The following is a 25,407-nucleotide window of genomic DNA, read 5'->3' on the forward strand; positions in this document are numbered from 1 at the left end:
CCCCGGTGGCCGGGGTCGGTGGGCATGTTCGGGCGCGAGGCTGAGGTTGTTGGTCGCGTGGACGAGTACTCAGGTGATGTCCACGATCGGCAGCCGCAGCGCCCCCGGTGCCTCCGTCGGAACCGTCGGGTTCTTCGGTGCCACCGGACTGATCCTCCGATACGCCGTCCCCAGCTCCGGACGCCCGTCCTCCTCGCCCTTGTTCGGCCACAGCGACATCGCCCGCTCCGCCTGGGCCGTGATCGTCAAGGACGGGTTCACGCCCAGGTTCGCCGAGATCGCCGAGCCGTCCACCACGTGCAGTCCCGGATGCCCGTAGACCCGGTGGTACGCGTCGATCACGCCGTGCTCCGCCGAGTCCCCGATCGCGCAGCCGCCCAGGAAGTGCGCCGTCATCGGGATGTCGAACAGGTCGCCCCAGCCGCCCCCCGCCATCCCGCCGACCTCCTCCGCCAGCAGCCGGGTCGCCTCGTGGCCCTCCGGCAGCCAGGTCGGGTTCGGTTCGCCGTGGCCCTCCGTCGCGCGCACGTCCCAGCCCAGCGGGCCCTTCTTCGGCTTCAGGGTGATCGAGTTGTCGCGGGTCTGCATCACCAGCGCGATCACCGTGCGCTCCGACCAGGTCCGCAGGTCGAACAGCTGCGCCAGGTCCTGCGGGCGGCGCGCCATCACGCCCAGGAACTTCGCCCAGCGCGGGCGATGCTTCTCGCCCGGCCGGTCGCCGTCCACCAGCAGCGTCTGCAGGGCGCCCATCAGGTTGTTGCCCTTGCCGTAGCGGACCGGCTCGATGTGCGTGTCGGGCGTCGGGTGGAACGACGACGTGATCGCCACGCCCTTGGAGTAGTCCGGTCCCGCCTTGCCGTTGCGGCGGCCCGCGCCCAGGATCGCCTCGGAGTTCGTGCGGGTCAGCGCGCCCAGGCGGTCGGACAGGAACGGCAGGCGGCCCGTGCTCTTCAGCTTGTGCAGCAGCTTCTGCGTCCCGTAGGTGCCCGCCGCGAACACCACCTGCTCGGTCGTGAAGGTCTTCCGGTTGCGGCCGAACGAGCCGGTCCGCACGATCTCCACCTCGTACCCGCCGCCCGGCAGCGGCGTCACGTGCGTGACGCGGCTGAGCGGCATGATCCGCGCGCCCGCCCTCTCCGCCAGGTACAGGTAGTTCTCGGTCAGCATGTTCTTGGACCCGTGCGGGCAGCCCACCATGCAGTTGCCGCACTCGTTGCAGCCGCGCCGCGCCGGGCCCGCGCCGCCGAAGTACGGGTCCGGGCTCGTCACGCCGGGGCCGTCGCCGAAGTACACGCCGACCGGGGTCTTGACGTAGGTGTCGCCCTTCCCCATCCGGTCGGCGACCCGCTTCATGACCTCGTCGGCCTCGGTCGTGGTCGGGTTCTGGACGACGCCGAGCATGCGCCTGGCCTGGTCGTAGTGCGGCGCCAGCTCGTCCTGCCAGTCGGTGATGTGCGCCCACTGCCGGTCCTGGAAGAACGGCTTGGGCGGCACGTACAGCGTGTTGGCGTAGTTCAGCGAGCCGCCGCCCACGCCCGCCCCGGCCAGCACCATGACGCGGCTGGCCTTCGCGCCGCGGATCACGTGGATGCGCTGGATGCCGGTCAGGCCCAGCGCCGGCGCCCAGATGTAGCGGGAGACCCGCCAGTTGGTCTTGGGCAGCTCCGGGTGCCGGGTGCCGGGCGCGTCGTTCCGGCCGGTGTCGTAGCGGCGGCCCGCCTCGATCACCCCGACCTTGTAGCCCTTCTCGGTGAGCCGCAGCGCGGTCACGCTGCCGCCGAAGCCCGAGCCGACGACCAGGACGTCGTAGTCGAATGCCGTCATTTGATCCGCAACCTCTTCATGACCTTGATGCCGTTGGACATGAGCCCGGCGAAGGTGTCGAAGGAGACGTTGCCGGGCGGCTCCAGGTCCATCAGGTGCTGGCTGGCGACGGTCTGGACCTCGGTGAACTTCAGCAGCCCCTCGGACCCGTGCCGGCGGCCGACGCCCGACTGCTTGAAGCCGCCCATCGGGGCGTCGTAGGAGGCGTAGGCCGCGCCGAAGCCGTCGTTGATGTTGACGGTGCCGGCCTGGATGCGGGCGGCCACGCGGCGGCCGTGCGCGACGTCGCGGGTCCACACCGAGGCGTTCAGGCCGTACTCGGTGTCGTTGGCGCGCGCGATGACTTCGTCCTCGTCGCGGAACCTGTACACCGACACGACCGGGCCGAACGTCTCGTTCGCGCACAGGTCCATGTCGCCGGTCACGTTCTCCAGCACGGTCGGCTCGTAGAACAGCGGGCCGACGTCGGGCCGGGCCCGGCCCCCGGCGAGGACGGTCGCGCCCTCCTTGACGGCCTGCTCGACGTGCGCGGTGACGGCTTCGAGCTGGCGGGCGTGGGTCAGCGAGCCCATCTGCGCCTGGAAGTCCAGGCCGGTGCCCAGCTTCATCTCGCGGGCCAGCTCGGCGAAGCGCGGCACGAAGCGGTCGTAGACGTCCTCGTGCACGTACAGGCGCTCGATGGAGATGCACAGCTGCCCGGCGTTGGTGAAGCAGGCGCGCAGCGCGCCGCGGGCGGTGCGCTCGACGTCGGCGTCCGCCAGGACGATCATCGGGTTCTTGCCGCCGAGCTCCAGCGAGTAGTTCACCAGGCGCGGCGCGACCTTGGCCGCGATCGCCTTGCCGCCCCGCGTGGAGCCGGTGAACGACACGTAGTCGGCGTTCTCGATCAGCGGGTCGCCGATCTCGGCCGGGTCGCCCACCACGACCTGCCACAGGTCCTTCGGCAGCCCGAGCGCGACCAGCAGGTCCAGCACCCACAGGCTGGACAGGCAGGTCTGGGTGTCGGGCTTGTGGACGACGGCGTTGCCCGCCATCAGCGCGGGCGCGATGTCGCTGGCGCCGAGCGCGAACGGGTAGTTCCAGGGCGCGATCAGCCCGACGACGCCCTTGGGGTGCCGCAGCTCCTGCACGCGCGTGAGGCCGGGCATCATGCCCTGGCGGCGCTTGGGCTTGAGCAGCTTGTCGGCGCGGCGCGCGTAGTACAGCGAGCACAGCGCCACGTCGAGGAACTCCTCCATCGCGTGGCGGCGGGCCTTGCCGGTCTCCAGCTGGATGACGTCGAGGATCTCGTCGCGACGGGCCACCAGCGCCTCGGCCAGCCGCAGGAACGGCTTGGCGCGCTCGGCGGGCGGCAGCGCGGCCCAGGCGCGCTGGGCGACGCGGGCGCGCGCGTAGGCGGCGTGCACGTCGGCGGCGCTGGACAGCGGGATCGTGGCCAGCGGCTCACCGGTGAACGGGGTGGGGATCGTGGCCGTCTCGGTGCCGCCGGAAGCGACGTGCGAGGTCAGCCGCTCGATCAGGTTCTGGGGGAGCTTGTGCGCCGTCGCGCCTTTGGCGGGAACCGTCGGGGATGCCATGAAAGCAGGGTATGACCAGGTGGCCACCCCTGGCTACCCGCCAGTAATCAGGCACTTGCGGTGATGTGTACCACATTCTCCGAATTGTTGCTCTTGTTGTGGTTCCAAACGGTAAACCCGGCGTTCCACTACCGGCCGTCTTGCCGAAGCCGGGGACTGACCATGACCTGTCGGTGTATTCCGGAATCAGGAGAGACGACGGAGACAGCCGGACGGCGCAGGGCGGCGGCGCGCGCCGCGACGGAAGGGTGGCACATGACCGACGCACCGAACGGCGCCCGCGGGAGCGCTCCCGCGGCCGGACCGGCCAAGGGCGACGCCACGGGAGGGCGCGCGGCCGTCCCGGGAGCCGTGCCCGGTGCCCGGAGCGGCGGCCCCCAGGGCGGCGCCCGCCGGGAGCGCCGCGAGCAGACCCGCGCCGCCCTGCTCGCCGCCGCGCAACGCCTGTGGGCCGAGCGCGGCATCCACGGCGCCTCGCTGGACGACATCGCGGCGTCGGCGGGCCTCACCAAGGGAGCGGTCTACTCCAACTTCGCGGGCAAGACCGACCTGCTGCTCGCGCTGCTGGAGCGCTATACCGAGGAGCGGCTGGGCACGGAGGTGTGCGACGAGCTGCGCGACACGGCCCGTCCCGCCGAGGAGCGCCTGGAGGGCGTCGGCCGGACCTTCGCGCGCCACCTGTCCGGCGACGACTCGCGGCTGGTGGCGCTGCTGCTGATGGAGTTCTGGCTGTACGGGATGCGCGACTACGCGGCGGGATGGCGGATCGCGGACTGGTACGCGGAGCGGCGCGGGCACCTGGCGCGGTGCCTGGACGACGCCGAGGGGGTCACGGCGGCCGACCGGGCGTCGCTGGCCATCGCGCTGGACTTCGGCCTGGCCTTCCAGCACCTGCTGGACCCGGACCGGGTGCCCGCCGACCTGTACACGACGGGGTTGCGGCTGCTGCTGGGCGGCAGCGTCCCCGGAACGGCGGAAGGCCCGCGCGATCGGTGATCACGCGGGCCTTCGGAAAGCCGGTCCCACGCCGGGCGCGGGCCGTCGAGATGGTTCCGGTCATGCGCCGGGCGCGGGCTCCTCGGTGACGATCGGGTCCGGGGAACCGTTCGCCGGGGGCCGGACGTCCTCGGCGGGAGGCGTCCCGGTGGTGCCCTCGGTCGGGGGCAGCTCGGCCTCCTTCGACGGGGCCGCGGCCTCCCGGTCGCTCTCCTGGGCGTTGTCCGGCACGATCGGCGGCGCGATCAGCGGGCTCATCGAGAGCCGGCCCTTGGCGGCGGCGAACACCAGGTTGAAGTTGCTGAGGTAGCGGCCGTAGGTCCAGGCGTGGTCGATGGTGATCATCGCCTCGTCGTTCCAGCGCAGCGCGTCCCAGGTGTAGCTGTGGCTGCCGGTCAGCACCAGCCGGTGCCGCTTGCCGTAGTACAGGCCGTCGATCAGCAGGTACTTGGAGTGCGCGTGCTGCTTCTGGGCGCCGGTGAAGTAGCGCACCTCGGGGCCCTTGTTGCGGCCGGGCCTGGTCAGGTCCTGGGCCGCCGTGCCGCCGAAGCTGCCCGCGACCATCTTCACGTGGCAGCCCTGGTCGTCCAGCGCCGACAACTTCCGCGCGATGTGCTGCCGGGCCATCAGCCCCATGGTGACGTTGATCCAGGTCTTGCCGCCGGTGCAGCTCACCTTGTCCAGCACGTCCAGGATGGGGTCGCCGGTGGCCTTGGGGAAGAAGCTGGTCTTGCGGAACCCGGCGTTGTAGGTCCGCCAGTAGTTCGCGTTGACCTTGCGCTTGGCGAGATCGTAGAAGTACGTGCGGTAGGCGGTGTAGATGCGCGCGTCGGTGGAGGTGTAGGAGTCGTTGTACTGGTTGTACATGCCGCCGGTGGCGTTGCCGGAGGTCTGCACGACCACGTTGCGCGAGTCGTAGGTGTGGGAGAAGGCGTAGAACTTGTTGTGGTTCTTGCTCCACTGCCCCTTGACGGCGGGCGCGATGCAGCCGCGGCCCCGGGGGCACAGCAGGACCCACGAGCGGTTCTTGGTGCTGGTGCCCAGGTTGCGCTTCAGGTAGTCGTACACGTGCACCCGTGACGACCGGGTGTTGGAGTCCAGCACCAGGCGGACCTTGACCCCGCGCTTGTGGGCGGCCACCAGCTCCTTGGCCATGCCGTCGGTCTGGAGCCGGAACAGCGAGACGTCGATCTCCGCGCCCTTGGGCGTGTTCCGGATCAACTTCTTGACGTAGAGGTCGATCGCGCCCTGCTGGCTGGTGTTGCCGGTGGGCCAGTTGAACCGGGGCCCCTGCGCGACGTAGTAGCGCTTCTTCTTCTTGCTGCTGGTCGGCTTACTCGGCGCCTTGACCTTGTTCCCGCCCGGCGAGCCGTAGTTGACCGCGGGGTCCAGACGGGGTTCGGGCGCCGCGGCGGACGCGGCCGACGCCGTCGTCACACCCGCTGAGGTCACCACCGCCGCCAGGAACAGTCCCCCGGACGCGAACGCCAGTCGCCGCACTGCCATCTCCCGTCTGCCGGCCCCCTTGACCGGTCGAAGATCGGAAGATTAGCAGTTATTTACCCTTTAACCACTTCGATCACATAGGGCGGCTTTTGCCACTTCTGGTCACGGGGCAAAGGGGGGCAGGTCAGGCGGCCGGGAGCAAAAACGCGCGTGCCCTTTCTCACTCGCTCACCTGACGGCTCACGAGTGGGAAAGGGCACGCGGTAGGGGTGCGGTGCGATGGCGGGGTCGGGGGCAGCGCGGTGGCGGATGTGGAGTGTGGGCTCCGTTACGGGGTCGCCGTCGGGACGATGTCCGGGGCGCCCCGGCGGCGGGCGTCCGCCTCCTGGTCGTCCTCCTGTGTCTGCGAGGCCCGTTCCGCCTCGATCCGCTTCCGGTAGTACTCGATCTCCCGGTCGCGCTGCTTCTTCGACCAGCCCAGCACCGGCATCAGCAGGTCGGCCGCCTCCTGCGCCACGCCGACGCCCCGGTCCCACGTCTCGATCGAGATCCGCGTGCGGCGGGCCAGCACGTCGTTCAGGTGCCGGGCGCCCTCGTGCGTCGCCGCGTAGACGATCTCGGCGCGCAGGTAGTCGTCGGCCCCGTTCAGCGGCTTGCCGAGGTCCGGGCGTTCGGCGATCAGGCCCAGCAGGTCGTCCACCAGCGTCCCGTAGCGGCGCATCAGGTGCTCGATCCGCGCCACGTGCAGCTTCGACTTCGTGGCCAGGCGGTGGCGCGCGTTCCACATCGCCTGGAAGCCCTCGCCGCCCACCAGCGCGACCCGGTCGGTGCACGACTCGGCCACCTTGCCGTCCAGGCCGTGCGCCACCGCGTCGATCGCGTCCTTGGCCATCACCCGGTAGGTCGTGTACTTGCCGCCCGCCACCAGCACCAGGCCCGGGACCGGGTGCGCCACGATGTGCTCGCGCGACAGCTTGGAGGTCTCCTCGCTCTCCCCCGACAGCAGCGGGCGCAGCCCCGCGTACACGCCCTCCACGTCGTCGTGGGTGAGGGGCGTGGTCAGCACCGAGTTGACGTGCTCCAGCACGTAGTCGATGTCGGCCTTCGACGCCGCCGGGTGCGCCTTGTCCAGGTCCCAGGCGGTGTCGGTGGTCCCGATGATCCAGTGACGGCCCCACGGGATCACGAACAGCACCGACTTCTCGGTGCGCAGCAGGATGCCCGTCGCCGAGTGGATGCGGTCCTTCGGCACCACCAGGTGGATGCCCTTGGACGCCTTCACGTGGATCTGGCCCCGGCCGCCCACCAGTTCCTGGATGTCGTCGGTCCACACGCCGGTCGCGTTCACCACCTGCTTGGCGCGCACCTCGCTGGTCGTGCCGTTCTCCAGGTCGCGGACGCGCAGGCCCGTCACGCGCTCGCCCTCGCGCAGGAACCCCACGCACTGCGTGCGCGAGACGATGTCCGCGCCGTACTCGGCGGCCGTGCGCAGCGCCATCATCACGAAGCGCGCGTCGTCCACCTGCGCGTCCCACAGCTGGATCGCGCCGACGAACGACGACCGCTTCAGCGACGGCGCCAGCTTCAACGCGCCCCGCCGCGTCAGGTGCCGGTGGTGCGGGACGCCCCGCGTGCTGCCCATCTGGAAGGCCAGCGCGTCGTACAGCGCCACCCCCGCGCCGAAGTAGCCGCGCTCCCACACCCGCCGCGTCGTCGGCAGCAGGAACGGCACCGGCCGCACCAGGTGCGGCGCGATCCGCTGGAGCAGCAGGCTCCGCTCGGTCAGCGCCTCCCGCACCAGGTCGAAGTTGTACTGCTCCAGGTAGCGCAGCCCGCCGTGGATCAGCTTGGAGGAGCGCGAGGAGGTGCCGGAGGCGAAGTCGCGGGCCTCGACGACGGCCACCGACAGCCCCCGGGTCGCCGCGTCCAGCGCCGCGCCCGCGCCGACGATCCCGGCGCCGACCACCACGACGTCGTACTCCTCCCGCGCCATCCGGTCCAGCGCGGTCGCGCGCTCGGCCGGGCCGAGGCGCGAGCTGCCCAGTCCGGTCACCGGTGATCCCGTCATCGCGATTCCCCCTGTGCGGTTGGCTGTCCAGCGGTACCTACCCAACAGTAGGGAGCGCTCCACGCGCGGGCCACCGATTCATCGCGCGTTCACGCCGGGGACGCCGGAGGGGCGGCGCCGGTGCCCCGGCGCAGCCCCTCCGCGTGTCGTCCTAGTGCGGCGCGACGACCACCTGCACGCGCTGGAACTCCTTCAGCTCGGTGTAGCCGGAGGTCGCCATCGCGCGGCGCAGCGCGCCGATCAGGTTCATCGAGCCGTCGGCCACGTGCGAGGGCCCGTACAGGATCTGCTCCATCGTGCCGATGGTGCCGAGGTCCAGGCGGGTGCCGCGCGGCACGTCGCCGTGGTGCGCCTCGCTGCCCCAGTGGTAGCCGCGGCCGGGCGCCTCGGCCGAGCGCGCGAACGGCGAGCCCACCATCACCGCGTCCGACCCGCAGGCGAACGCCTTGGCGATGTCGCCGGAGTTGGTCATGCCGCCGTCGGCGATCACGTGCACGTACCGGCCGCCCGACTCGTCCATGTAGTCGCGGCGCGCGGCCGCCACGTCCGCGACGGCCGTCGCCATCGGCACCGCCACGCCCAGCACGGTGCGGGTGGTGTGGCCCGAGCCGCCGCCGAAGCCGACCAGCACGCCGGCCGCGCCGGTGCGCATCAGGTGCAGCGCGGCGGTGTAGGTCGAGCAGCCGCCCACGATGACCGGGACGTCCAGGTCGTAGATGAACTGCTTGAGGTTCAGCGGCTCGGCGCGGCCCGACACGTGCTCGGCCGACACCGTGGTGCCGCGGATCACGAACAGGTCGACCCCGGCGTCGATCACGGCCTTGTGGAACTGCGCGGTGCGCTGCGGCGACAGCCGGGCCGCGACCGTCACCCCGGCCTCGCGGATCTCGGCGATGCGCCGCCCGATCAGCTCCTCCTTGATCGGCGCGCCGTAGATCTCCTGGAGCCGGCGGGTGGCGCGCACGTCGTCCAGCGAGCCGATCTCGGCCAGCAGCGGCTCGGGGTCCTCGTAGCGGGTCCACAGACCCTCCAGGTCCAGGACCGCGAGGCCGCCGAGGTTGCCGACCGCGATCGCGGTGGCCGGGCTGACGACGCTGTCCATCGGCGCGACCACCAGCGGCATGTCGAACCGGTAGGCGTCGATCTGCCAGGCGACGCTGACCTCCTCGGGGTCGCGCGTCCGGCGGGACGGCACGATCCCGATGTCGTCGAAGGCGTACGCCCGACGACCGCTCTTGCCCCGGCCGATCTCAACCTCAGCAGCCACTGCGCTTCCTCTTCCCTTACCGCGGTGATCTGGCGGGAGTGTTCCCGCGTCCGGCGGCGAACAAGCCCCGCAGAGCCTACCTGCCCTGGTAGTTGGGGGCCTCGACGGTCATCTGGATGTCGTGCGGGTGGCTCTCCCGCAGGCCCGCCGAGGTGATCTGCATGAGCTGGCCGCGCTCCTGGAGCTCGGGGATCGTGCGCGCCCCGGCGTACCACATCGACTGGTGCAGGCCGCCGACGAGCTGGTGGGCGACGTTGGACAGCGGGCCGCGGTAGGGCACCTGGCCCTCCACGCCCTCGGGGATCAGCTTCTCCTCGCTGGACACGTCGGCCTGCGCGTAGCGGTCCTTGGAGAAGGAGCCGCCGCGCTCGCGGTTGCGCATCGCGCCGAGCGAGCCCATGCCGCGGTAGGACTTGTACTGCTTGCCGTGCACGAAGATCAGCTCGCCGGGCGACTCCTCGACGCCCGCCAGCAGGCTGCCCAGCATCACGGTGTCGGCCCCGGCCACCAGGGCCTTGGCGATGTCGCCGGAGTACTGGAGGCCGCCGTCGCCGATGACCGGCACGCCCGCCTCGCGGGCCGCCCGGGACGCCTCGGTGATCGCGGTGATCTGCGGCACGCCGACGCCGGCGACCACGCGGGTGGTGCAGATCGAGCCCGGCCCCACGCCGACCTTGACCGCGTCCGCGCCCGCCTCGATCAGCGCCCGCGCCCCGGCGTAGGTGGCGATGTTGCCGCCGACCACCTGGACGTCGCCGCCGTTCTTCTTGATGGTGGCGATGGTCTCGGCCACGCCCTTGGAGTGGCCGTGCGCGGTGTCCACGATGATGACGTCGGTGCCCGCCTCGATCAGGGCCTGGGCGCGCGTCACCGCGTCCTCGCCGACGCCGACCGCCGCGGCCACCAGCAGGCGCCCGTCGGCGTCCTTGGTGGAGAAGGGGTACTGCTCGCTCTTGGTGAAGTCCTTGACGGTGATCAGGCCGCTCAGCCGCCCGTCGCCGTCGATCAGCGGCAGCTTCTCGATCTTGTTGTCGGCCAGCAGCCGGAACGCCTCGTCCCGGGTGACCTCCACCGGCGCGGTGATCAGCGGCATCGGCGTCATCACCTCGCGGACCGGCCGGCTCAGGTCGGTCTCGAAGCGCATGTCGCGGTTGGTGACGATGCCGACCAGCACGCCGCGCACGTCGGTCACCGGCACGCCGGAGATCCGGTAGCGGGCGCACATCTGCTCGACGTCGGCGAGCGTCGCGTCGGGCAGGCAGGTCACCGGGTTGGTGATCATCCCGGCCTCCGAGCGCTTGACCCGGTCGGCCTCGGCGGCCTGCTCCTGGACCGACATGTTGCGGTGCAGCACGCCGATGCCGCCCTGGCGGGCCATGGCGACGGCGGTGCGCGACTCGGTGACGGTGTCCATGGCGGCCGAGACCAGCGGGATGCGCAGCGAGATGTCGCGGGTCAGCCGGGTGGTGGTGTCGGCCTCGCCGGGCTGCAGGTCGGAGTAGCCCGGCAGCAGCAGCACGTCGTCGAAGGTCAGACCCGGCGGGAGGATCTTGGCGGACTCGGCGGCGGGGTTCATGGCGCCCTTCCCGTAGAGGTGTGCGGTATCCGGCCAGGTCACGGCGGCCTCGTCCCATGGTAGGGCGTGGCCCCGCGCGGAGAGGGCCGGTTCGGGAGGGCCCGGTGAGTGGTCTTGCCGACACCGCACCGGCCCCGCCGGGACCGGACACCGCGCGGCCGGGGCGCGACCGGCCCGGCGACCGGGGTGTGACATGCCGTAACGCCCGCGACACGCCGGTGATTCCCGGCCGGGACACGCCCGGGAGGCGGTTGTTCGCGCACAGAAGAGAGCGGGGGGTGCACCTGCCGGGGCGCGGCGCAGTAGCGTGGGTACGTGCACGACGACGCTCCGCTCGACCCGTTCGCCGGCGACCCGGAGGACCCGGCGGCCTCGCTCGGCGACCCCGGCGAGGACGCGGCCCCGCTCAGCGTGACCGAGCGCGAGGACGTCCTGGCCGACCTCGCCGACCTGGAGGTCTTCCGCGCCCTGCTCGAACCGCTGGGCGTGCGCGGCCTCACGGTCGACTGCGGCGACTGCGGCAAGCTGCACTACATCGACTGGGAGCTGCTGCACGGCAACCTGCGGCACCTGCTCGACCAGGGCCTGCCCCGCGTCCACGAGCCCGCGCTGTCGCCCGACCCGGTCGACTACGTCAGCTGGGAGTACGCCCGGGGCTACGTGGACGGCGTGATCGACAGCGAAGAGGGCCGCGAGACCGACTGAGGGCGCCCATCCCGCCGGTCGCGGCCCCGCTCAGTGGCCCTGATCAAGTGGCCCTGGCCAGCGGCACTGCTCAGCGGTGCCGGTCGATGCGCTTCTCGGCACGGCGGCGGATGTCGTCCAGCTGCCGCCGGGTCTCCTCCCCCGCGTCCCGGTCGCCGCGGCGGCCGGGCCAGGTGGTCGGGAGCTTGGGCTGACGCGCGCGCGGGCGAGGTGCCAGCAGCCGCTCCAGCTCGTCCCGCAGCTCGTCGAGCTGGTCCTGCGGACGGTCGGGCTCGGACGCGGGCTTCGACTCGACGGCGCGGCGCTCGGCGGGCCGCTGCGCGGGCGCGGCCGGACCGCCTGACGGCTGGACTTCGGGGTTCGACCGCGTGCGTGCGCGCGAGGCCCGTTCGGCCCGCGCCCGGTCGGCGGCCTCACCGCGACCCGCCTCGGCGGCCTGCGGCGCGGGGGCGGCCGGTTCGGTGACGCCGCTGCCCGCCGCCGCCACGCCCGTGCTCGCCAGCACGACCCCGGCCACGCCGAGCGCGACGATGGTGCGGGGACCGCGGCGGCGCGGGGCGGGGGCCTCGGTTCCGGCGGGTTGCGCCGCGCCGGACGTCTCGGGAGCGGGCTCGGCCGCCTCGCCGGTGGGCACGCGCCGCAACACCGGCTCGTCCACGTCGGCGATCAGCGCCCGCAGCAGCCGCACGGCCGGATCGGGCTCAAAGGCGGCAGCGCGCCGGTCGGCCAAAGCCTCGATGATGGCGTCGGTGCGGCCGATCCCAGCCGGATCGGCGCGCGAGACGTTCGTCCGGCCGGCCGGGGACCGGACGGGGCGGCCGCCGGAGTGCGAAGGCTCGGCCGGATCCGGGGCGCCAGGGCTCCGCTCCGTCAAGCGATCGACTCCTCTCTCGCCATCGCCCGAAGCCGGGCCAGTGCCCGGTGCTGCGCGACCCGTACCGCCCCCGCGGACATGCCCAGCACATTACCGGTCTCCTCCGCCGACAGTCCCGCCACCACCCGCAGCAGCACCAGTTCCCGCTGGTGGTCGGGCAGGCGCGTCAGCAGGTCGCGGGCGCGTTGCGCCTCGATGTAGCGGACCACCGTCTCCTCGGGCCCCGGCCGGTCGTCGGGGCCGTCGGGCAGGTCCTCGGTGGGCACGGCCGCGCGCACCGCGCTGCGCAGCGCGTCGGCGATCTTGTGCGCGGCGATGCCGAAGACGAACGAGGCGAACGGGCGGCCCATGTCGCGGTAGCGCGGCAGCGCCGACAACACCGCGATGCAGACCTCCTGGGCCACGTCGTCGGCGATGTGGTACTGCCCCGACACGCGGCCGAGCCGGGCCCGGCAGTAGCGCACCACCATCGGGCGCACCTGGCCGATGAGCACCTCGATCGCGCCCGGGTCGCCCTGGACGGCCAGCTCGGTGAGCTCCTTCATGTCGCCCGGCCGCCCGCCGGCGTCCTCGCGCAGCAGCCGTAGTCGCCCGGCGTCGGGGGAAGGCGGAGGTGCGGGCCCCCCCGAGGGTTCGGTCACGCCCGCGGCACCCGTCCCGGCGAAGCATCCCTCGGTCACGTAGAGCATGATGCCCAGCGGTCCGGTGCCTGTCTCCACTGTCCACGACAACGGAATGGTCACAGTGCGGGGACGAGGTCCGCATTACCACGCAACGCGGTCAGGGTGTCGCGCTCGGTGTCCGCCATTCTCTGTGTTTCGTTTTAAATAGCAATAAACAGCTCAGCGAGCTATAAAAGTGTCACTCCCGGGCGGCCCCAAAAAGACAAGATCGTTTGCCGTGGGCGGGCCTGGCACGGCGAACGCCCACGGATCCGTCGCCGGGTGATCCGGCTTCGCACGCGGGTGTTGAGGCGGCGGCGAGGGCGAGGACATGGCCCGCGATGCGCGGAACTAGCACTGCGGCCAACGTCCGAATACGAGGGAACCGGCTCAGACAAAAGCGTCCGCCGCGCCCTGGGGGGCGCGGCGGACGCTTGTGAATTTTGGCGCGAGCGTCAATCTGCACGCGGGGGCTGGTTCGCGTGAGCGCGAGTCCCAACCCGCACGCAGGCACGAACTCACACATGCGCACGAACCCGCATGTGGCCCCGAACCCCGCGCGCAAAGGCCAGCCCGCACGCGAGCGCCTAACTGCCGCCGGGGGCCGATGCCGAAGGCGAGGCCCCCGACGGCAGATCGCGAAGCGATGTGGCGCTCGCACGCTTTCCGGTCGCCCCCGGAGCCGCTAGGCGGAGGGGGCGGGCCGGAAGGCCATGGAATTAATGCCCGTGACCGTGCCCGTGGCCGTGGCCTCCGGCGGCGGCGTCGTCGGCCTCCTCCGGCTTCTCCACGACCAGCGCCTCGGTGGTCAGCAGCATGCCCGCGATGGAGGCCGCGTTGGTGACCGCCGAGCGGGTGACCTTCACCGGGTCGATGACGCCCTGGGCCACCAGGTCGCCGTACTCGCCGGTGGCGGCGTTGTAGCCGTGCCCGGCCTTCAGCTCCTGGACCTTGGAGACCACGACGTAGCCCTCCTGGCCCGCGTTCTCCGAGATCCAGCGCAGCGGCTCGACCAGCGAGCGGCGCACGGCCTCGGCGCCGGTGGCCTCGTCGCCGGTGAGGCCGAGGGCGTCGAAGCCCTCCTTGGCCACGTGCACCAGCGCCGAGCCGCCGCCGGAGACGATGCCCTCCTCGATGGCCGCGCGGGTCGCCGAGATGGCGTCCTCCAGGCGGTGCTTCTTCTCCTTGAGCTCCACCTCGGTGGCCGCGCCGACGCGCAGCACGCACACGCCGCCGGCCAGCTTGGCGAGGCGCTCCTGGAGCTTCTCGCGGTCCCAGTCGGAGTCGGAGTTCTCGATCTCGACCTTGATCTGGTTGACCCGGGCGGTGATCTCGTCCGCGGCGCCCTCGCCGTCGACGACGGTGGTGGCGTCCTTGGTGACGGTGATGCGCCGGGCGCGGCCGAGGTCCTCCAGGCCGATGGAGTCGAGCTTGAGGCCGATGGCCTCGGAGACGACCTGGCCGCCGGTCAGGGTGGCCATGTCGCCCAGCATCGCCTTGCGGCGGTCGCCGAAGCCGGGGGCCTTGACGGCCACCGACAGGAAGGTGCCGCGGATCTTGTTGGCGACCAGCAGCGCCAGGGCCTCGCCCTCGACGTCCTCGGCCACCACCAGCAGCGGCTTCTTGGTCTGGGCGACCTTCTCGGCCAGCGGCAGGAACTCCTGCACGTTGCCGATCTTGCCGTCCACGATCAGCACGTAGGCGTCCTCCAGGACGGCCTCCATGCGCTCGGGGTCGGTCACCATGTGCGGCGACAGGTAGCCCTTGTCGAACTGGAGGCCCTCGGTGAACTCCAGCTCCAGGCCCATGGTGTGGGCCTCCTCGACGGTGATGACGCCGTCCTTGCCGACCTTCTCGAACGCCTCGGCGATCAGCTCGCCGATCTGCGCGTCCTGGGCCGAGATCGTCGCCACGTGCGCGATCTCGCCCTTCTCCTCGACCTCGCGGGCCGACTTCAGGAGCTGGTCGGAGACGTGGCGGGCGGCCGCGTCGATGCCGCGCTTGAGGGCCAGCGGCGAGGCGCCGGCGGCCACGTTGCGCGTGCCCTCGCGCACCAGCGCCTGGGCGAGCACGGTGGCGGTGGTGGTGCCGTCACCGGCGATGTCGTTGGTCTTGGTCGCCACTTCCTTGGCGAGCTGGGCCCCCAGGTTCTCGTAGGGGTCCTCCAGCTCCACCTCGCGGGCGATGGTGACGCCGTCGTTGGTGATGGTCGGCGCGCCGAACTTCTTGTCGATGACGACGTTGCGGCCGCGCGGGCCGATCGTCACCTTGACGGCGTCGGCGAGGGCGTTCACGCCGCGCTCCAGGGCGCGGCGGGCGTTCTCGTCGAACTCCAGGATCTTCGCCATGAGGAGGTCTCCTTATCAACACGCCCGCCCCGGGCCCGCCTCCGTCAGAGGGCGGGACCGGGGCGGCGCGGCACGTCTCAGGTCTTTACTTCTCGATGATCGCGAGGACGTCGCGGGCGGAGAGCACCAGGTACTCCTCGCCGTTGTACTTGACCTCGGTGCCGCCGTACTTGCTGTACAGCACCACGTCACCGACCTTGACGTCGAGCTCCACGCGGGCGCCCTTGTCGTCGACCCGGCCCGGCCCCACGGCCAGGACGGTGCCCTCCTGGGGCTTCTCCTTGGCGGTGTCGGGAATCACCAGGCCCGACGCGGTGGTGGTCTCGGCCTCGAGCGGCTGGACGACGATGCGGTCCTCGAGCGGCTTGAGAACAACCTTGGTGGCGGTCGTCACGATCTGACCTCCCCTTCGATCGGTCCGCGACCGGCCGTGCGGCCGGTCGGCACATATGACAGAGAAGGCGACCCTGGACCGGCCTGTCGTCGCGGGTGCCAGACCGAACCTTTGTCGCTGTGTTGGCACTCTCATAGGGAGAGTGCCAGTCACGGAGCCTATGCCGTGCCCGGTGACCCGTCAACACGAACACGGCCGTGCCCGGCACCGAGCACCGGACCGATCCCGGCGCGGCCCCCTCCGGAGGAAGAAACCCGTGGTCGGCCCGGCTAACGTCCAGCTTATGAACATCGAGGGGTTCCGTGACCTGCTGGCCCCGGACGGCCAGGTCGTGCTCGCCGAGGCCGCCGCGTCGGACGTCGGCGAGAGCGGCCTGCTGGCCACCGCGAGCCGGTTGCGGGAGCGGTATCCGGCCGATCTCGTGGCGGCGGCCCTCACCCAGGTGCGGCTGCGCGAGCGGGGCCGCGCCAAGTTCGGCGCGGACGCCGCGCGCATGTACTTCACCCCGGCGGGGCTGGAGCAGTCCACGCGGGCCTCGGTCGCCAAGCACCGTGCCAAGCGTTTCGCCACCTATCTTCCTCCGGCGGGGCGGGTGCTGGAGCTGGGATGCGGAATCGGGGCGGATCTCATCGCGCGCACGCGCGAGGGCGTGGCCAGCGTCGGCGTCGAACTGGATCCGCTGACCGCCGAGGTCGCCGCCGCCAACCTGACGGTGTTCGCGCTGAACGGCCCGGCCTCCATCCGTCAGGGCGACGCCACCGAGCAGGACCCCACCGGGTTCGCGGCCGTGTTCGCCGACCCGGGACGCCGCACCGCGCGCGGCCGCGTGTTCGACCCGCGTTCCTACGAGCCGCCCCTCGACACCATCCTGGATCTGGCGGGACGCGTGCCCGCCGCGTGCGTCAAGGTCGCGCCCGGCATCCCGCACGAGGCGTTGTGGGGTGACGCGGCGGCCGTCCGGGGTCCGGTGGAGGCCGAGTGGGTGTCGGTCGCCGGGGAGGTCAAGGAGGCCGCGCTGTGGCTGGGCGAACTGGCCGGGGACGTGGGGCGGCGCGCCACGCTCATCTCCGGCGACGCCGATCCGGTGGTCGAGACGCTGACGCCCGTCCCCGGCCTCGGCGACCCGCAGGTGCGCGGCTGGGGCCGGTACCTGTACGAGCCGGACGGCGCGGTCATCCGCGCCCACCTGGTCGCGGAGGTCGCCGCCCGGCTCGGCGGCGGGCTGGCCGACCCGCAGATCGCCTACGTCACCGGCGACGCGCTGCTGCCCACGCCGTTCGCCACCGCCTACGAGATCGAGGACGTGCTGCCGTTCTCGGTGAAGCGGCTGCGCGCCGAACTGCGGCGGCGCGAGGTCGGCGTGCTGACGGTCAAGAAGCGCGGTTCGGCGGTGGACGTGGACCGCCTGCGCCGTGACCTGGGCTTCGCCCGCAAAGCGCCGCGCGGGGCCCCGGAAATGACGCTGGTGCTGACCCGCGTCGGCCGCGACCCGATCGCGCTGCTGGCCCACCCCGCGCGCGTCTGAAGGAGGGGCGTAAGCGCACTTACCGTCCCTCCGGCTCCGCCCCGAACGTGCCCGCGCGGCCCCCGGCCGGCAATCAATCCCAAAGATCTCCGTCCGCGGCCGGCGCCGGTTCGCAACGCCAAGTGGGCACGGGAGACGCACCACGCCCGCGCAAATACTGACCACTTTCCGGCATTGCCTTCACTAAGCTTTTGCGGTGCGCCGACAAGTCCGCGCTCGGAAGGCGCGAATCGGCATGTCCAGATCAACGGCCGAAGAAAGACCAAGAGAGGTTCAGGGGCCGCGCCCGGCCGCCGCCCGGCGGTGATCGTCCTTTACCGTCCGGCCCGCCGCCGCGCCGCCCGACGCGCCGCCTGTCGGCATCCCGGTCGAACCGCGCACCGCAGACCGATCGCCCCTGAAAGGCGGGGTCGAACCGGGGGTGTTGGTCGAGATGCGCGGTTCCGCCCGGCCGCTTTCCGGCCCCCGCGCCGCGCGTGCGCGCCGCCGGGCCCGCGCCCGCACCGGGCCGCATCGCCGCAATACCGCGAACGGGTCGTTAAAAGGGGGAAACCGCCGTCCGCCGGGATGATCCAAACGACCGCGACCTTGCGGATATCAAGCGCATTCCACAGAACTCGTAATGTTCCCTGCTACCTCATATAGCGGTGCCGCGCACGCACTACAGTGAGGCGTTCACGATTCAATGCCGCGCGCCATTTCGTCGCGTCGGCACACGAAGGAGCATCGGGTGGAAACCAATCACAACTTCCTGCAGACGGGGGGTCAACCGGTCTCGGATCGGATGCGGGAGTTGCTCGCCCGTGCGGCGCAGGACCACGTCTATGAACAGCGCTCCCAGGGTCAGGTTCTGGACGAGATCCGCCAGCGGCTTGAGGGCATGGAGTGGCTGCTGCGGGAGGTGCGCGAGCGCGAGCTGAGCGGCCTCACCGCACAGCTCGACACCGTCCGCGGGCAGGTGGACGAGCTGACCGGCAAGCCCCCGGAGTGGGCCGAGGGGCTCTCCGAGCACATCGAGTCGGTGGGCGAGCGGGTCAAGCCCGTCGCCGAACTGCCGGCGTTGTGGGCCGACCTCGGCGCCATCGGCGAGCACGTGGACGAGGGCCTGACCCGCATCCAGGCCGTCATCGACTCCGCGCAGCACATCACCGACGTCACCCAGCAGGCGTCGCAGCGCATGGAGGAGATGACCAAGCGGCTCGACAAGCTGCAGGGCAGCATGGAGGCCGCGTCGGTCCGGTTCAACCGGCTGGACAAGTCGCTGGCCGAGCTGGGGCACCGGTCCGAGCGGCTGGAGCACTCGGTCAACGGCATCAGCACCCGGGTCGACCAGTCCCTGGGCGAGATGGCCGAGCGGGTGGAGCAGGGCCTGGAGGCGGTCAACGGCCGGGTCGAGGGCGTCGGCGGCCGGCTGGACGGGCTGGACGGGCGGCTGGACGGCCTGGACGGCCGGCTGGAGGGCCTGTCGGGCAAGCTGAACGGGCTGGACGGCCGCTTCGAGGGCATCGACGACCGCATCGACGGGGTCAACGACCGCATCGGGCAGCTGCCGGGCACCCTGGAGGTCTCCGAGCTGCACCGCAGGCTCCGCGAGCTGGCCGAGCGGCCGGTGGTCGACTACGGCGACCGGTTCGAGGCGCTGGAGAAGCACCTGGTGCAGGCCGTCGACCCGCTGATCGACGAGCTGCGGGCCCGGCCCGACCGCGACGAGGTCAAGGCGACCATGTCGCAGATCGCCGAGACGGCCTACAGCGACGTCGCCAAGCGGATGGACGAGTTCTCCCGCCGGTTCGAGGACGTGCACGAGGACGTCCGCAAGCGCATCGAGGGCATCCACGAGGAGGTCACCAAGAAGGTCGACGGCGCGCTGGAGGAGTTCACCACGCAGGTGGACATCGTCTCCCGCAGCGTCGAGTCGGTGCACATCGACGTGGCCAAGCAGGTCGAGTCGGTGCAGAACGAGGTGTCGCGCCAGGTCACCGGCGTGCACACCGACGTGTCCAAGCGGATCGACGACATCCACCAGAACGTCACCAGGCAGGTGGACAGCATCCACGAGAACGTCACCCAGCAGGTCAGCGGCCTCCAGGAGGACGTCGCCCGGCAGGTCGACGGCGTGCAGGAGGAGTTCGGCAAGCGCGTGGACGGCGTGCAGGACGAGGTCACCCGCCGCGCCGAGGCGGTCCAGGAGGCGCTGGGCCAGCGCTTCGACGACGTGCAGGAGCGGGTCGGCATGCGCGTCGACATCGTGCACGACGACGTCACCAAGCAGGTGACCGCGGTGCACGAGGACGTGCTCAAGCGGCTCTCCACGCTGGAGGAGACCATGCTGGCCCTGGCCGAGGCGCTGCTGCGCCCGCGTCGCGAGGGGAAGGACTGAGGGCTGAGGTGGGGCGTCCCTGATCGAACCCCTCAGGACGCCCCACCCGGTTCCGCCGCCCCGCCCGGCCGCTCCATCCGGGCCCCCGGCCGCACCACCGCACCGCCGCACCGTCCGTCCGCACCGTCCGAGCCACCCGGCCGCACCGCCCCACCGCTCCGCCGTCCGGCCGTCCGGCCGTCCGGTGGCCCAGCCGGTGATCAAGGCACGTCGATGACGTGCCTTTCGTTACGTTCCGGCTTCGCAAAATCACGCTCAATACGCGCCGGAATCCGTTTTGATGGTGGTCGTGACGCACTCACCCGCCATCAGCCCGCCGACCGGCGGCCTGTCCGACCGCGCCGTGCGCTGGGTCGAGCAGTGCCTCGGCCAGGGCGCGGGGGTGCGCGAGATCCGCACGTTGCCGGGCGGCGCCGCCCACGTCAACCACGCGCTGCTGGTGGAGAGCCGCTCGGGCAGCGCGCACCGCCTGGTGCTGCGCCGCTGGTTGCCGCGCGAGGGCCTCGCCGCCGCCGAGTTCTCCCCCGAACGCGAGATCGCCGCGCTGGCCCTGCTGGCGGGGTGCGAGCTGCCCACCCCCTCGCTGGTCGCCGCCGACCCGGCGGGCGCCCACTGCGGCGGCCCCGCCCTGCTGATCACCTGGCTGGACGGCCACCCGCCGGATCCCGCCCCGGCCGACCTGGACGAGTACCTGATCCAGCTCGCCGCCGCGCCGCTGTCGGTGCACGCGCTGCGCGGCGCGGCCTCGATGCCGCCGTACATGCCGGCCAACCGGCTCGACCGGCGGCTGCCGCCCGCGCACGCGTTGCGCCCGTGGTTGTGGGACCGTGCCCACGAGGCCGCCGCGCGCCCCGCGCCGCACGCGCCGTCCCGGTTCATCCACCGCGACTACGAGCCCGGCAACACGTTGTGGTCCGGCGGGCGGCTGACCGGGGTGGTGGACTGGTCGGACGCCTCCTGCGGCCCGGTCGCGGTGGACGTGGCGCGGATGCGGCTGGGGCTCGCGCTGCGGCACGGCGTGCAGGCCGCCGACCGGTTCCTGGCGGTGTTCGACCAGGTGTCGGGCGGCCACGAGCACGACCCGTACTGGGACCTGCGCTGCCTGCTGGACCTGCTGCCCGAGGACGACGGCCGGGAGCTGCCCGAGCAGAAGGTCCCGCTGTACGAGGAGTACCTGGCCGCCCTCCTCGCCACGGTCTGACCCGCGACGACCCCGCTTACGGCCTGACCCGCGATGCCTGGCCCGCGACGGGCCAGCCGTTACAACCTGACGGCCTCGATCGGCAGGCTGGAGTCGGCGGGCAGGTCCAGTTCCGAGGGCGTCAGCCCGGACGACACCAGCTCCGCGCCCAGCGCCGCCACCATCGCCCCGTTGTCGGTGCACAGCTTGGGCCGCGGCACCCGCAGCCGCACCCCGGCGCGGTCGCAACGTTCCTGCGCCAGCGCGCGCAGCCGCGAGTTGGCCGCGACGCCGCCGCCGATCAGCAGGTCCTGGACGCCGTGCGCCTTGCAGACCTGGAGCGCCTTGTGGGTGAGCACGTCCACCACCGCCTCCTGGAACGAGGCGGCCACGTCGGCGACCGGCACCGGCTCCCCGGCGCGCTCGCGGGCCTCCACCCACCGGGCCACGGCGGTCTTCAGGCCGGAGAAGGAGAAGTCGTAGGTGCCGTCGGCGTACTTGCCGCGCGGGAAGCTGATCGCGGCGCGGTCGCCCTCGCGGGCCGCCTTGTCGATGAACGGCCCGCCGGGGAAGCCCAGGTCCAGCACCCGCGCGACCTTGTCGAACGCCTCGCCCGCCGCGTCGTCCACCGTCGAGCCGAGCAGCCGCACGTCGGTGGCCACGTCCGGCACCAGCAGCAGCGAGGAGTGCCCGCCCGACACCAGCATCGCCACGCACGGCTTGGGCAGCGGCCCGTGTTCGAGCTGGTCGACGCACACGTGCGCGGCCAGATGGTTGACGCCGTACAGCGGCTTGCCGAGCGACAACGAGTACGCCTTGGCCGCCGCGACCCCGACCATCAGCGCGCCCGGCAGGCCCGGTCCGGCCGTCACCGCGAACGCGTCGATGTCGGCGAAGGCGACGCCCGCGTCGGCGAGCGCGCGCTCGACCGTGGGGCCCATCGCCTCCAGGTGCGCGCGCGAGGCGACCTCGGGCACCACGCCGCCGAAGCGGGCGTGCTGCTCGACGCTGGAGGCGACCGCGTCGGCCAGCAGCGTGCTGCCGCGCACGATGCCGACGCCGGTCTCGTCGCACGAGGTCTCGATGCCCAGGACCAGCGGCTCCGAGTCAATGATCATTTATGCCTCCCCCGAGAAGCCCACCGGCGGCCGGGCGCGCAGCACCAGCCGCATCACGATCGCGTCCACGCCGGACGGCTGGTAGTAGCGCTTGCGCAGGCCCACGCGCTCGAAGCCGAACCGCTCGTACAGGCGCTGGGCGGGCGCGTTGTCGGCCCGCACCTCCAGGAACACCGCGTCGCTGCCGCGCCGGGCCGCCTCGTCCAGCAGCTCGGTCAGCAGCGCCGCGCCCAGCCCCGAGCCGCGCCGGTCGGGCCGCACGCCGATGGTCTGCACGTCGGCCTGGCCGCCGGCCGCGGCGAGCCCGGCGTAGCCGACCAGCTCCCCGGGCCGGTCGCCGGCCAGCTCGGCGACCACGTAGTGGCGGGTGCGCGGCTGGTCGTCCAGCTCGCCGCGCAACATGTCCATCGTCCAGGCGTCGTCGGGGAACAACACCTGCTCCAGCGCGTGGACGGCGGGCAGGTCGGCCTCGGCCATGCCCCGGATCAGCACGGTCTCCTGGCTCACGCCGGGGTCACCTTCTTGCGCGGGCCGGGCTCCTTGGCGTCGGGACGGCGCAGGTAGAGCGGCTCGGGCGGCAGCAGCTCGGGGCCGGGACGGCCCGACAGGCGCGTCACCGCCAGCTCGGCGAGCGCGGCGGCGGTGGGCAGCAGCGGCGCGGGGTCGGCGGCCCGGTCGCCGAGCACTTCGGCGTAGATCTGCGCGCCCTCCCCGATGACCGGCAGCCCCTCGGGCAGCCCGGCGGCGGGGCCGACGGCGGGCTCGGTGGCGCGGGCCTGCGCGGAGTCGTAGCGGGCCCAGTAGACCTCTTTGCGGCGCGCGTCGGTGGCGACGACGAACGGCTCGTCGCGCCCGGACGCCCAGGCGAGCACGTCCAGCGTGCACACCCCGTGCACCGGCACGCGCAGCGCCTCGCCCATGGCGATCGCGGTGACCAGGCCGACCCGCAGCCCGGTGTAGGGGCCGGGGCCGACGCCCACGGCGATGGCGCTGAGGTCGTCGGGCGCGGCGCCCGCCTCGGCCAGCACCCGGGCGATGGAGGGGGTGAGCAGCTCGGTGTGCCTGCGCTGGTCGACCGCCTCGGCGGTCGCGCGGGCGCGCACGCCCTCGCCGGGGGTCCATTCGTACAGAGCGACGGTGACCGCGGCGGTGGCGGTGTCGAAAGCCAAGACCAGCACGATGGGCAAGCCTATCCGTCCGGCCGGGATGCCGGTCCCCGCTCCGGAAGGCGCGTCCCGTTTACCCGGCGGCCAGTTCCTCGACGGCGGCGCGGGCGGCCTCGACCGAGCCGTCCATGGCGTCGTCGGCGCTCAGCGGGTCGCCCTTGTTGCTGCCGGAGTAGTGCACGGTCACCAGGACGTTGGCGACGCGCGCGTTGGCGATGGCCTCGCCCGAGCCCTGGCCCTTGTCCACGCTGTAGACGACGTAGCTCTCCTCGCCGAGGTCGGCGGGCTTGGCCTTGTCGGTCAGCTCCTGCCCGGCCAGCAGCGCCTTGCCCGACTCGTCGTCGCGGCGCTCGGAGCCGAAGGTGCGGCGCGCGGCGTCGGTGGGGCTCTGCTCGGCGGCCCCGGCGATCGCCCGCAGCTCCAGGGTGAGCTGGCGCTTGCGGTCGCCGATGTAGGTGCCCCAGACGCACTGGTTCTGGCGCTCGTTGCTCTGGTAGGTGTCGGCCTGGGTGCGGTCGGCCTTGGGGGCCAGCTTCTCGGCGAGGTCGGCGCCGACCAGCTCGCAGGCGTCGGGGACGACCGAGCGCTCGGACTTGGCGGGCGCGGTGGTCTCGGTCGCGCCGCTGCCCACGACCTGGCCCGCGTCGCGGTCGCCGCCCACGCCGACGTTGCTGAGGATCGCGACGGCGGCCAGCACGCACACGCCCGCGCCGGTGGCGATGCCCGCGAAGATCAGGCCCAGCTTGCGGCCCGCGCGGCGCTCGCGCTCGACGCGGCGGTGGCTGCCGCTGCCGGTGCGGTGGCCGCCTCCGGCCGCCGAGCGGCGGGAGCCGGGCTGGGCGGAGCGCCGGGGCTCGCCGGTGACGGTGGGGTGGCCGCCGGTCGGGGAGGACTCGGAGGGGTCGTCGGAGTAGCGCCCGCCGCCGAGGCCGTACTCGCCGGAACCCCGGGAGGGGTACGGGGAGGAGCCGCCGGTGGCGTACGGGCCCGAGTCGCGGGTGGGGTACGGACGCGAACCGCCGGTTGGGTGCGGGCCCGAGCCACGAGTGGGGCGCTGGCCTGAGTCGCCGGCCGGGTACTGGGCCGAGCCACCGGTGAGGTGCTGGCCCGAATCGCGGGCGGGGTACTGAGTCGAGCCGCCGGTGGAGTACGGGCCGGAATCACGCGCGGGGTACTGGGCCGAGCCGCCGGGCGAGTGCAGGCCCGAATCACGCGCGGGGTACTGGGCCGAGTCACGGATGGGGCGCTGGCCGGAGTCGCCGGGCGGGTAGGTGCCGGGGGCGGGTGCGCTCAGCGGGACGTTGCCGGTGGGGTAGCCGCCCGAGGAGCGCGCGCTCTGCCCGGAAAGCGGGTGCTCGCCGCTGCCGTAGTCGCTGAGCGGGTAGCCGCCGGTCGCGGCCCCGCCGCCGCTCTGCGCAGGAGTGGGGTAGCCGCCCGTGGGGTGACCGCCCGAGGGCCGGTTCTCCGTGGGGTGGGCGCCCGAAAGGGGCACGGCGCCGTGCGCGCCCGTGCCGTACCCGGCGGCCGGGACCTGCCCGTACTCGCCGGGGCGTTGCCCGCCCTGGCCGTGCTCACCGCCGCTCGTCCGGTAACCGTCGCCTGACGCGCCGTGGTCGCCGCCCGAACCACGGTAGCTGTCCATGCGGTGACTCCCGCTGCGATGGCTACCACTCACCGGATACCACTCCTGCGTTAAGGAAATCTGTTATGTCGCGTAGGTGAGGTTCGTTCCGGCAAAGAGTACGACATCTCCCTGCAAAGTGGTCGGCGCACACTGACAAAAAACGCGAGGGTTTTTCACATTACCGGATAATGTGATCTTGCAGGTCGGCCCAGCGATCGCCCACTCCCGACAGGCGCACCACACGCTCCTCGGTGGAGTCGTCGGCGGCCCGCGAGATGATCATTTCCAGCCGTTCGTCGGCCAGTCCCTCGGCCAGTCCCTCGCCCCATTCCACGACCGTCACCGATTCGGCCAGCGAGGCGTCCAGGTCCAGGTCGTCCAGCTCCGCGAAACCGCCCAGCCGGTAGGCGTCCACGTGCACCAGGCCGGGGCCGCCGGCCAGCGACGGGTGCACCCGCGCGATCACGAAGGTCGGCGAGGTGATCGGCCCGCGCACCTTCAGCCCCTCGCCGAGGCCCTGCGTCAGCGTGGTCTTGCCCGCGCCGAGGTCGCCGGTCAGCACCAGCAGGTCGCCCGCCCGCAGCAGCCCGGCCAGCCGGACGCCGAACTCCCGCATGTCCGCCGCCGTCGGGATCGTGACGGTGACTTCCGTGGCCTGCTCGCGCGCGTCCTGCTGC

At 72.5% G+C, this 25,407-nt stretch carries 20 protein-coding genes; 5 read left to right on the forward strand and 15 right to left on the reverse strand.

Going from position 1 to position 25,407, the window contains the following annotated elements:
• Nucleotides 1-69 precede the first annotated feature (69 nt).
• Both AH6_RS30180 and AH6_RS30185 read right to left on the reverse strand, forming a co-directional pair.
• Nucleotides 70-1,824, reverse strand: a complete 1,755-nt coding sequence (locus AH6_RS30180; RefSeq protein WP_067486727.1) for a GMC oxidoreductase — start codon at nucleotides 1,822-1,824, stop codon at nucleotides 70-72.
• Nucleotides 1,821-3,401: a succinic semialdehyde dehydrogenase gene (locus AH6_RS30185; RefSeq protein WP_067486730.1), complete on the reverse strand. Its 1,581-nt coding sequence runs from the start codon at nucleotides 3,399-3,401 to the stop codon at nucleotides 1,821-1,823. Before AH6_RS30185 ends, AH6_RS30180 begins: the two co-directional genes overlap by 4 nt.
• A 255-nt stretch (nucleotides 3,402-3,656) precedes the next feature.
• Between AH6_RS30185 and AH6_RS30190 the strand changes: the two genes are divergently transcribed.
• Nucleotides 3,657-4,397, forward strand: a complete 741-nt coding sequence (locus tag AH6_RS30190) for a TetR/AcrR family transcriptional regulator (protein WP_083983616.1) — start codon at nucleotides 3,657-3,659, stop codon at nucleotides 4,395-4,397.
• A gap of 60 nt (nucleotides 4,398-4,457) precedes the next feature.
• On the opposite strand, the gene AH6_RS30195 is transcribed toward AH6_RS30190, so the two are convergent.
• From AH6_RS30195 to guaB, 4 genes are all read right to left on the reverse strand, one after another.
• Entirely contained in the window at nucleotides 4,458-5,903 is a 1,446-nt protein-coding gene (locus AH6_RS30195; protein WP_245679529.1) for a phospholipase D-like domain-containing protein, read from the reverse strand.
• A 268-nt stretch (nucleotides 5,904-6,171) separates the two neighbouring features.
• Nucleotides 6,172-7,911, reverse strand: coding sequence for a glycerol-3-phosphate dehydrogenase (gene glpD, locus AH6_RS30200; protein WP_067486736.1), 1,740 nt, complete (start codon nucleotides 7,909-7,911; stop codon nucleotides 6,172-6,174).
• 151 nt (nucleotides 7,912-8,062) lie between these two features.
• Nucleotides 8,063-9,178 (reverse strand): GuaB3 family IMP dehydrogenase-related protein, encoded by a 1,116-nt coding sequence (locus AH6_RS30205; protein WP_067486739.1) that lies wholly within the window; start codon nucleotides 9,176-9,178, stop codon nucleotides 8,063-8,065.
• A gap of 76 nt (nucleotides 9,179-9,254) precedes the next feature.
• Complete coding sequence (guaB, locus tag AH6_RS30210; protein WP_067486742.1) at nucleotides 9,255-10,754, reverse strand: IMP dehydrogenase; 1,500 nt, start codon at nucleotides 10,752-10,754, stop codon at nucleotides 9,255-9,257.
• Between the two features lie 315 nt (nucleotides 10,755-11,069).
• On the opposite strand from guaB, the gene AH6_RS30215 reads away from it, so the two are divergent.
• Nucleotides 11,070-11,459, forward strand: a complete 390-nt coding sequence (locus AH6_RS30215) for a DUF5319 domain-containing protein (RefSeq protein WP_067486745.1) — start codon at nucleotides 11,070-11,072, stop codon at nucleotides 11,457-11,459.
• Between the two features lie 70 nt (nucleotides 11,460-11,529).
• Here the strand turns inward: AH6_RS30215 and AH6_RS30220 are convergent, their stop codons facing one another.
• The 4 genes from AH6_RS30220 to groES all read right to left on the reverse strand — a co-directional run bounded on the left by AH6_RS30220 (nucleotide 11,530) and on the right by groES (nucleotide 15,737).
• A complete protein-coding gene (locus AH6_RS30220) occupies nucleotides 11,530-12,333 on the reverse strand; it encodes a hypothetical protein (protein WP_067486748.1) in 804 nt (267 codons plus the stop codon).
• Entirely contained in the window at nucleotides 12,330-12,878 is a 549-nt protein-coding gene (locus AH6_RS30225) for a sigma-70 family RNA polymerase sigma factor (protein WP_157431819.1), read from the reverse strand. The genes AH6_RS30220 and AH6_RS30225 overlap by 4 nt, the downstream gene beginning before the upstream one ends.
• 836 nt (nucleotides 12,879-13,714) lie before the next feature.
• The gene (groL, locus tag AH6_RS30230) at nucleotides 13,715-15,343 is read right to left on the reverse strand and encodes a chaperonin GroEL (RefSeq protein WP_067486753.1); all 1,629 of its coding nucleotides are present in this window, start codon (nucleotides 15,341-15,343) and stop codon (nucleotides 13,715-13,717) included.
• A gap of 85 nt (nucleotides 15,344-15,428) precedes the next feature.
• Nucleotides 15,429-15,737 carry a co-chaperone GroES gene (groES, locus tag AH6_RS30235; RefSeq protein ID WP_067486756.1) on the reverse strand — a complete coding sequence of 103 codons (309 nt, stop codon included), beginning with the start codon at nucleotides 15,735-15,737 and terminating at the stop codon, nucleotides 15,429-15,431.
• 283 nt (nucleotides 15,738-16,020) lie between these two features.
• Between groES and AH6_RS30240 the strand changes: the two genes are divergently transcribed.
• The 3 genes from AH6_RS30240 to AH6_RS30250 all read left to right on the forward strand — a co-directional run bounded on the left by AH6_RS30240 (nucleotide 16,021) and on the right by AH6_RS30250 (nucleotide 20,843).
• Entirely contained in the window at nucleotides 16,021-17,262 is a 1,242-nt protein-coding gene (locus AH6_RS30240) for a class I SAM-dependent methyltransferase (RefSeq protein WP_067486759.1), read from the forward strand.
• A 730-nt stretch (nucleotides 17,263-17,992) separates the two neighbouring features.
• Nucleotides 17,993-19,642 (forward strand): apolipoprotein A1/A4/E domain-containing protein, encoded by a 1,650-nt coding sequence (locus AH6_RS30245; RefSeq protein WP_083983617.1) that lies wholly within the window; start codon nucleotides 17,993-17,995, stop codon nucleotides 19,640-19,642.
• A 289-nt stretch (nucleotides 19,643-19,931) separates the two neighbouring features.
• Nucleotides 19,932-20,843 carry a phosphotransferase family protein gene (locus tag AH6_RS30250; protein WP_245679530.1) on the forward strand — a complete coding sequence of 304 codons (912 nt, stop codon included), beginning with the start codon at nucleotides 19,932-19,934 and terminating at the stop codon, nucleotides 20,841-20,843.
• A 59-nt stretch (nucleotides 20,844-20,902) separates the two neighbouring features.
• Here AH6_RS30250 and tsaD read toward each other — a convergent pair whose 3' ends face one another.
• The 5 genes from tsaD to tsaE all read right to left on the reverse strand — a co-directional run bounded on the left by tsaD (nucleotide 20,903) and on the right by tsaE (nucleotide 25,346).
• On the reverse strand, nucleotides 20,903-21,940 hold the full coding sequence (gene tsaD / locus AH6_RS30255; RefSeq protein ID WP_067486764.1) for a tRNA (adenosine(37)-N6)-threonylcarbamoyltransferase complex transferase subunit TsaD: 1,038 nt from the start codon (nucleotides 21,938-21,940) through the stop codon (nucleotides 20,903-20,905).
• Complete coding sequence (gene rimI / locus AH6_RS30260; RefSeq protein WP_067486862.1) at nucleotides 21,941-22,417, reverse strand: ribosomal protein S18-alanine N-acetyltransferase; 477 nt, start codon at nucleotides 22,415-22,417, stop codon at nucleotides 21,941-21,943.
• A gap of 26 nt (nucleotides 22,418-22,443) precedes the next feature.
• Complete coding sequence (gene tsaB / locus AH6_RS30265; RefSeq protein WP_067486859.1) at nucleotides 22,444-23,118, reverse strand: tRNA (adenosine(37)-N6)-threonylcarbamoyltransferase complex dimerization subunit type 1 TsaB; 675 nt, start codon at nucleotides 23,116-23,118, stop codon at nucleotides 22,444-22,446.
• 61 nt (nucleotides 23,119-23,179) lie between these two features.
• A complete protein-coding gene (locus AH6_RS30270; protein ID WP_067486767.1) occupies nucleotides 23,180-24,748 on the reverse strand; it encodes a chromosomal replication initiator protein DnaA in 1,569 nt (522 codons plus the stop codon).
• A gap of 160 nt (nucleotides 24,749-24,908) precedes the next feature.
• Entirely contained in the window at nucleotides 24,909-25,346 is a 438-nt protein-coding gene (gene tsaE / locus AH6_RS30275; RefSeq protein ID WP_067486865.1) for a tRNA (adenosine(37)-N6)-threonylcarbamoyltransferase complex ATPase subunit type 1 TsaE, read from the reverse strand.
• Between the last annotated feature and the right edge of the window lie 61 nt (nucleotides 25,347-25,407).

The organism is Actinomadura hibisca NBRC 15177 (assembly GCF_001552635.1).
Classification (GTDB): Bacteria; Actinomycetota; Actinomycetes; order Streptosporangiales; family Streptosporangiaceae; genus Spirillospora; species Spirillospora hibisca.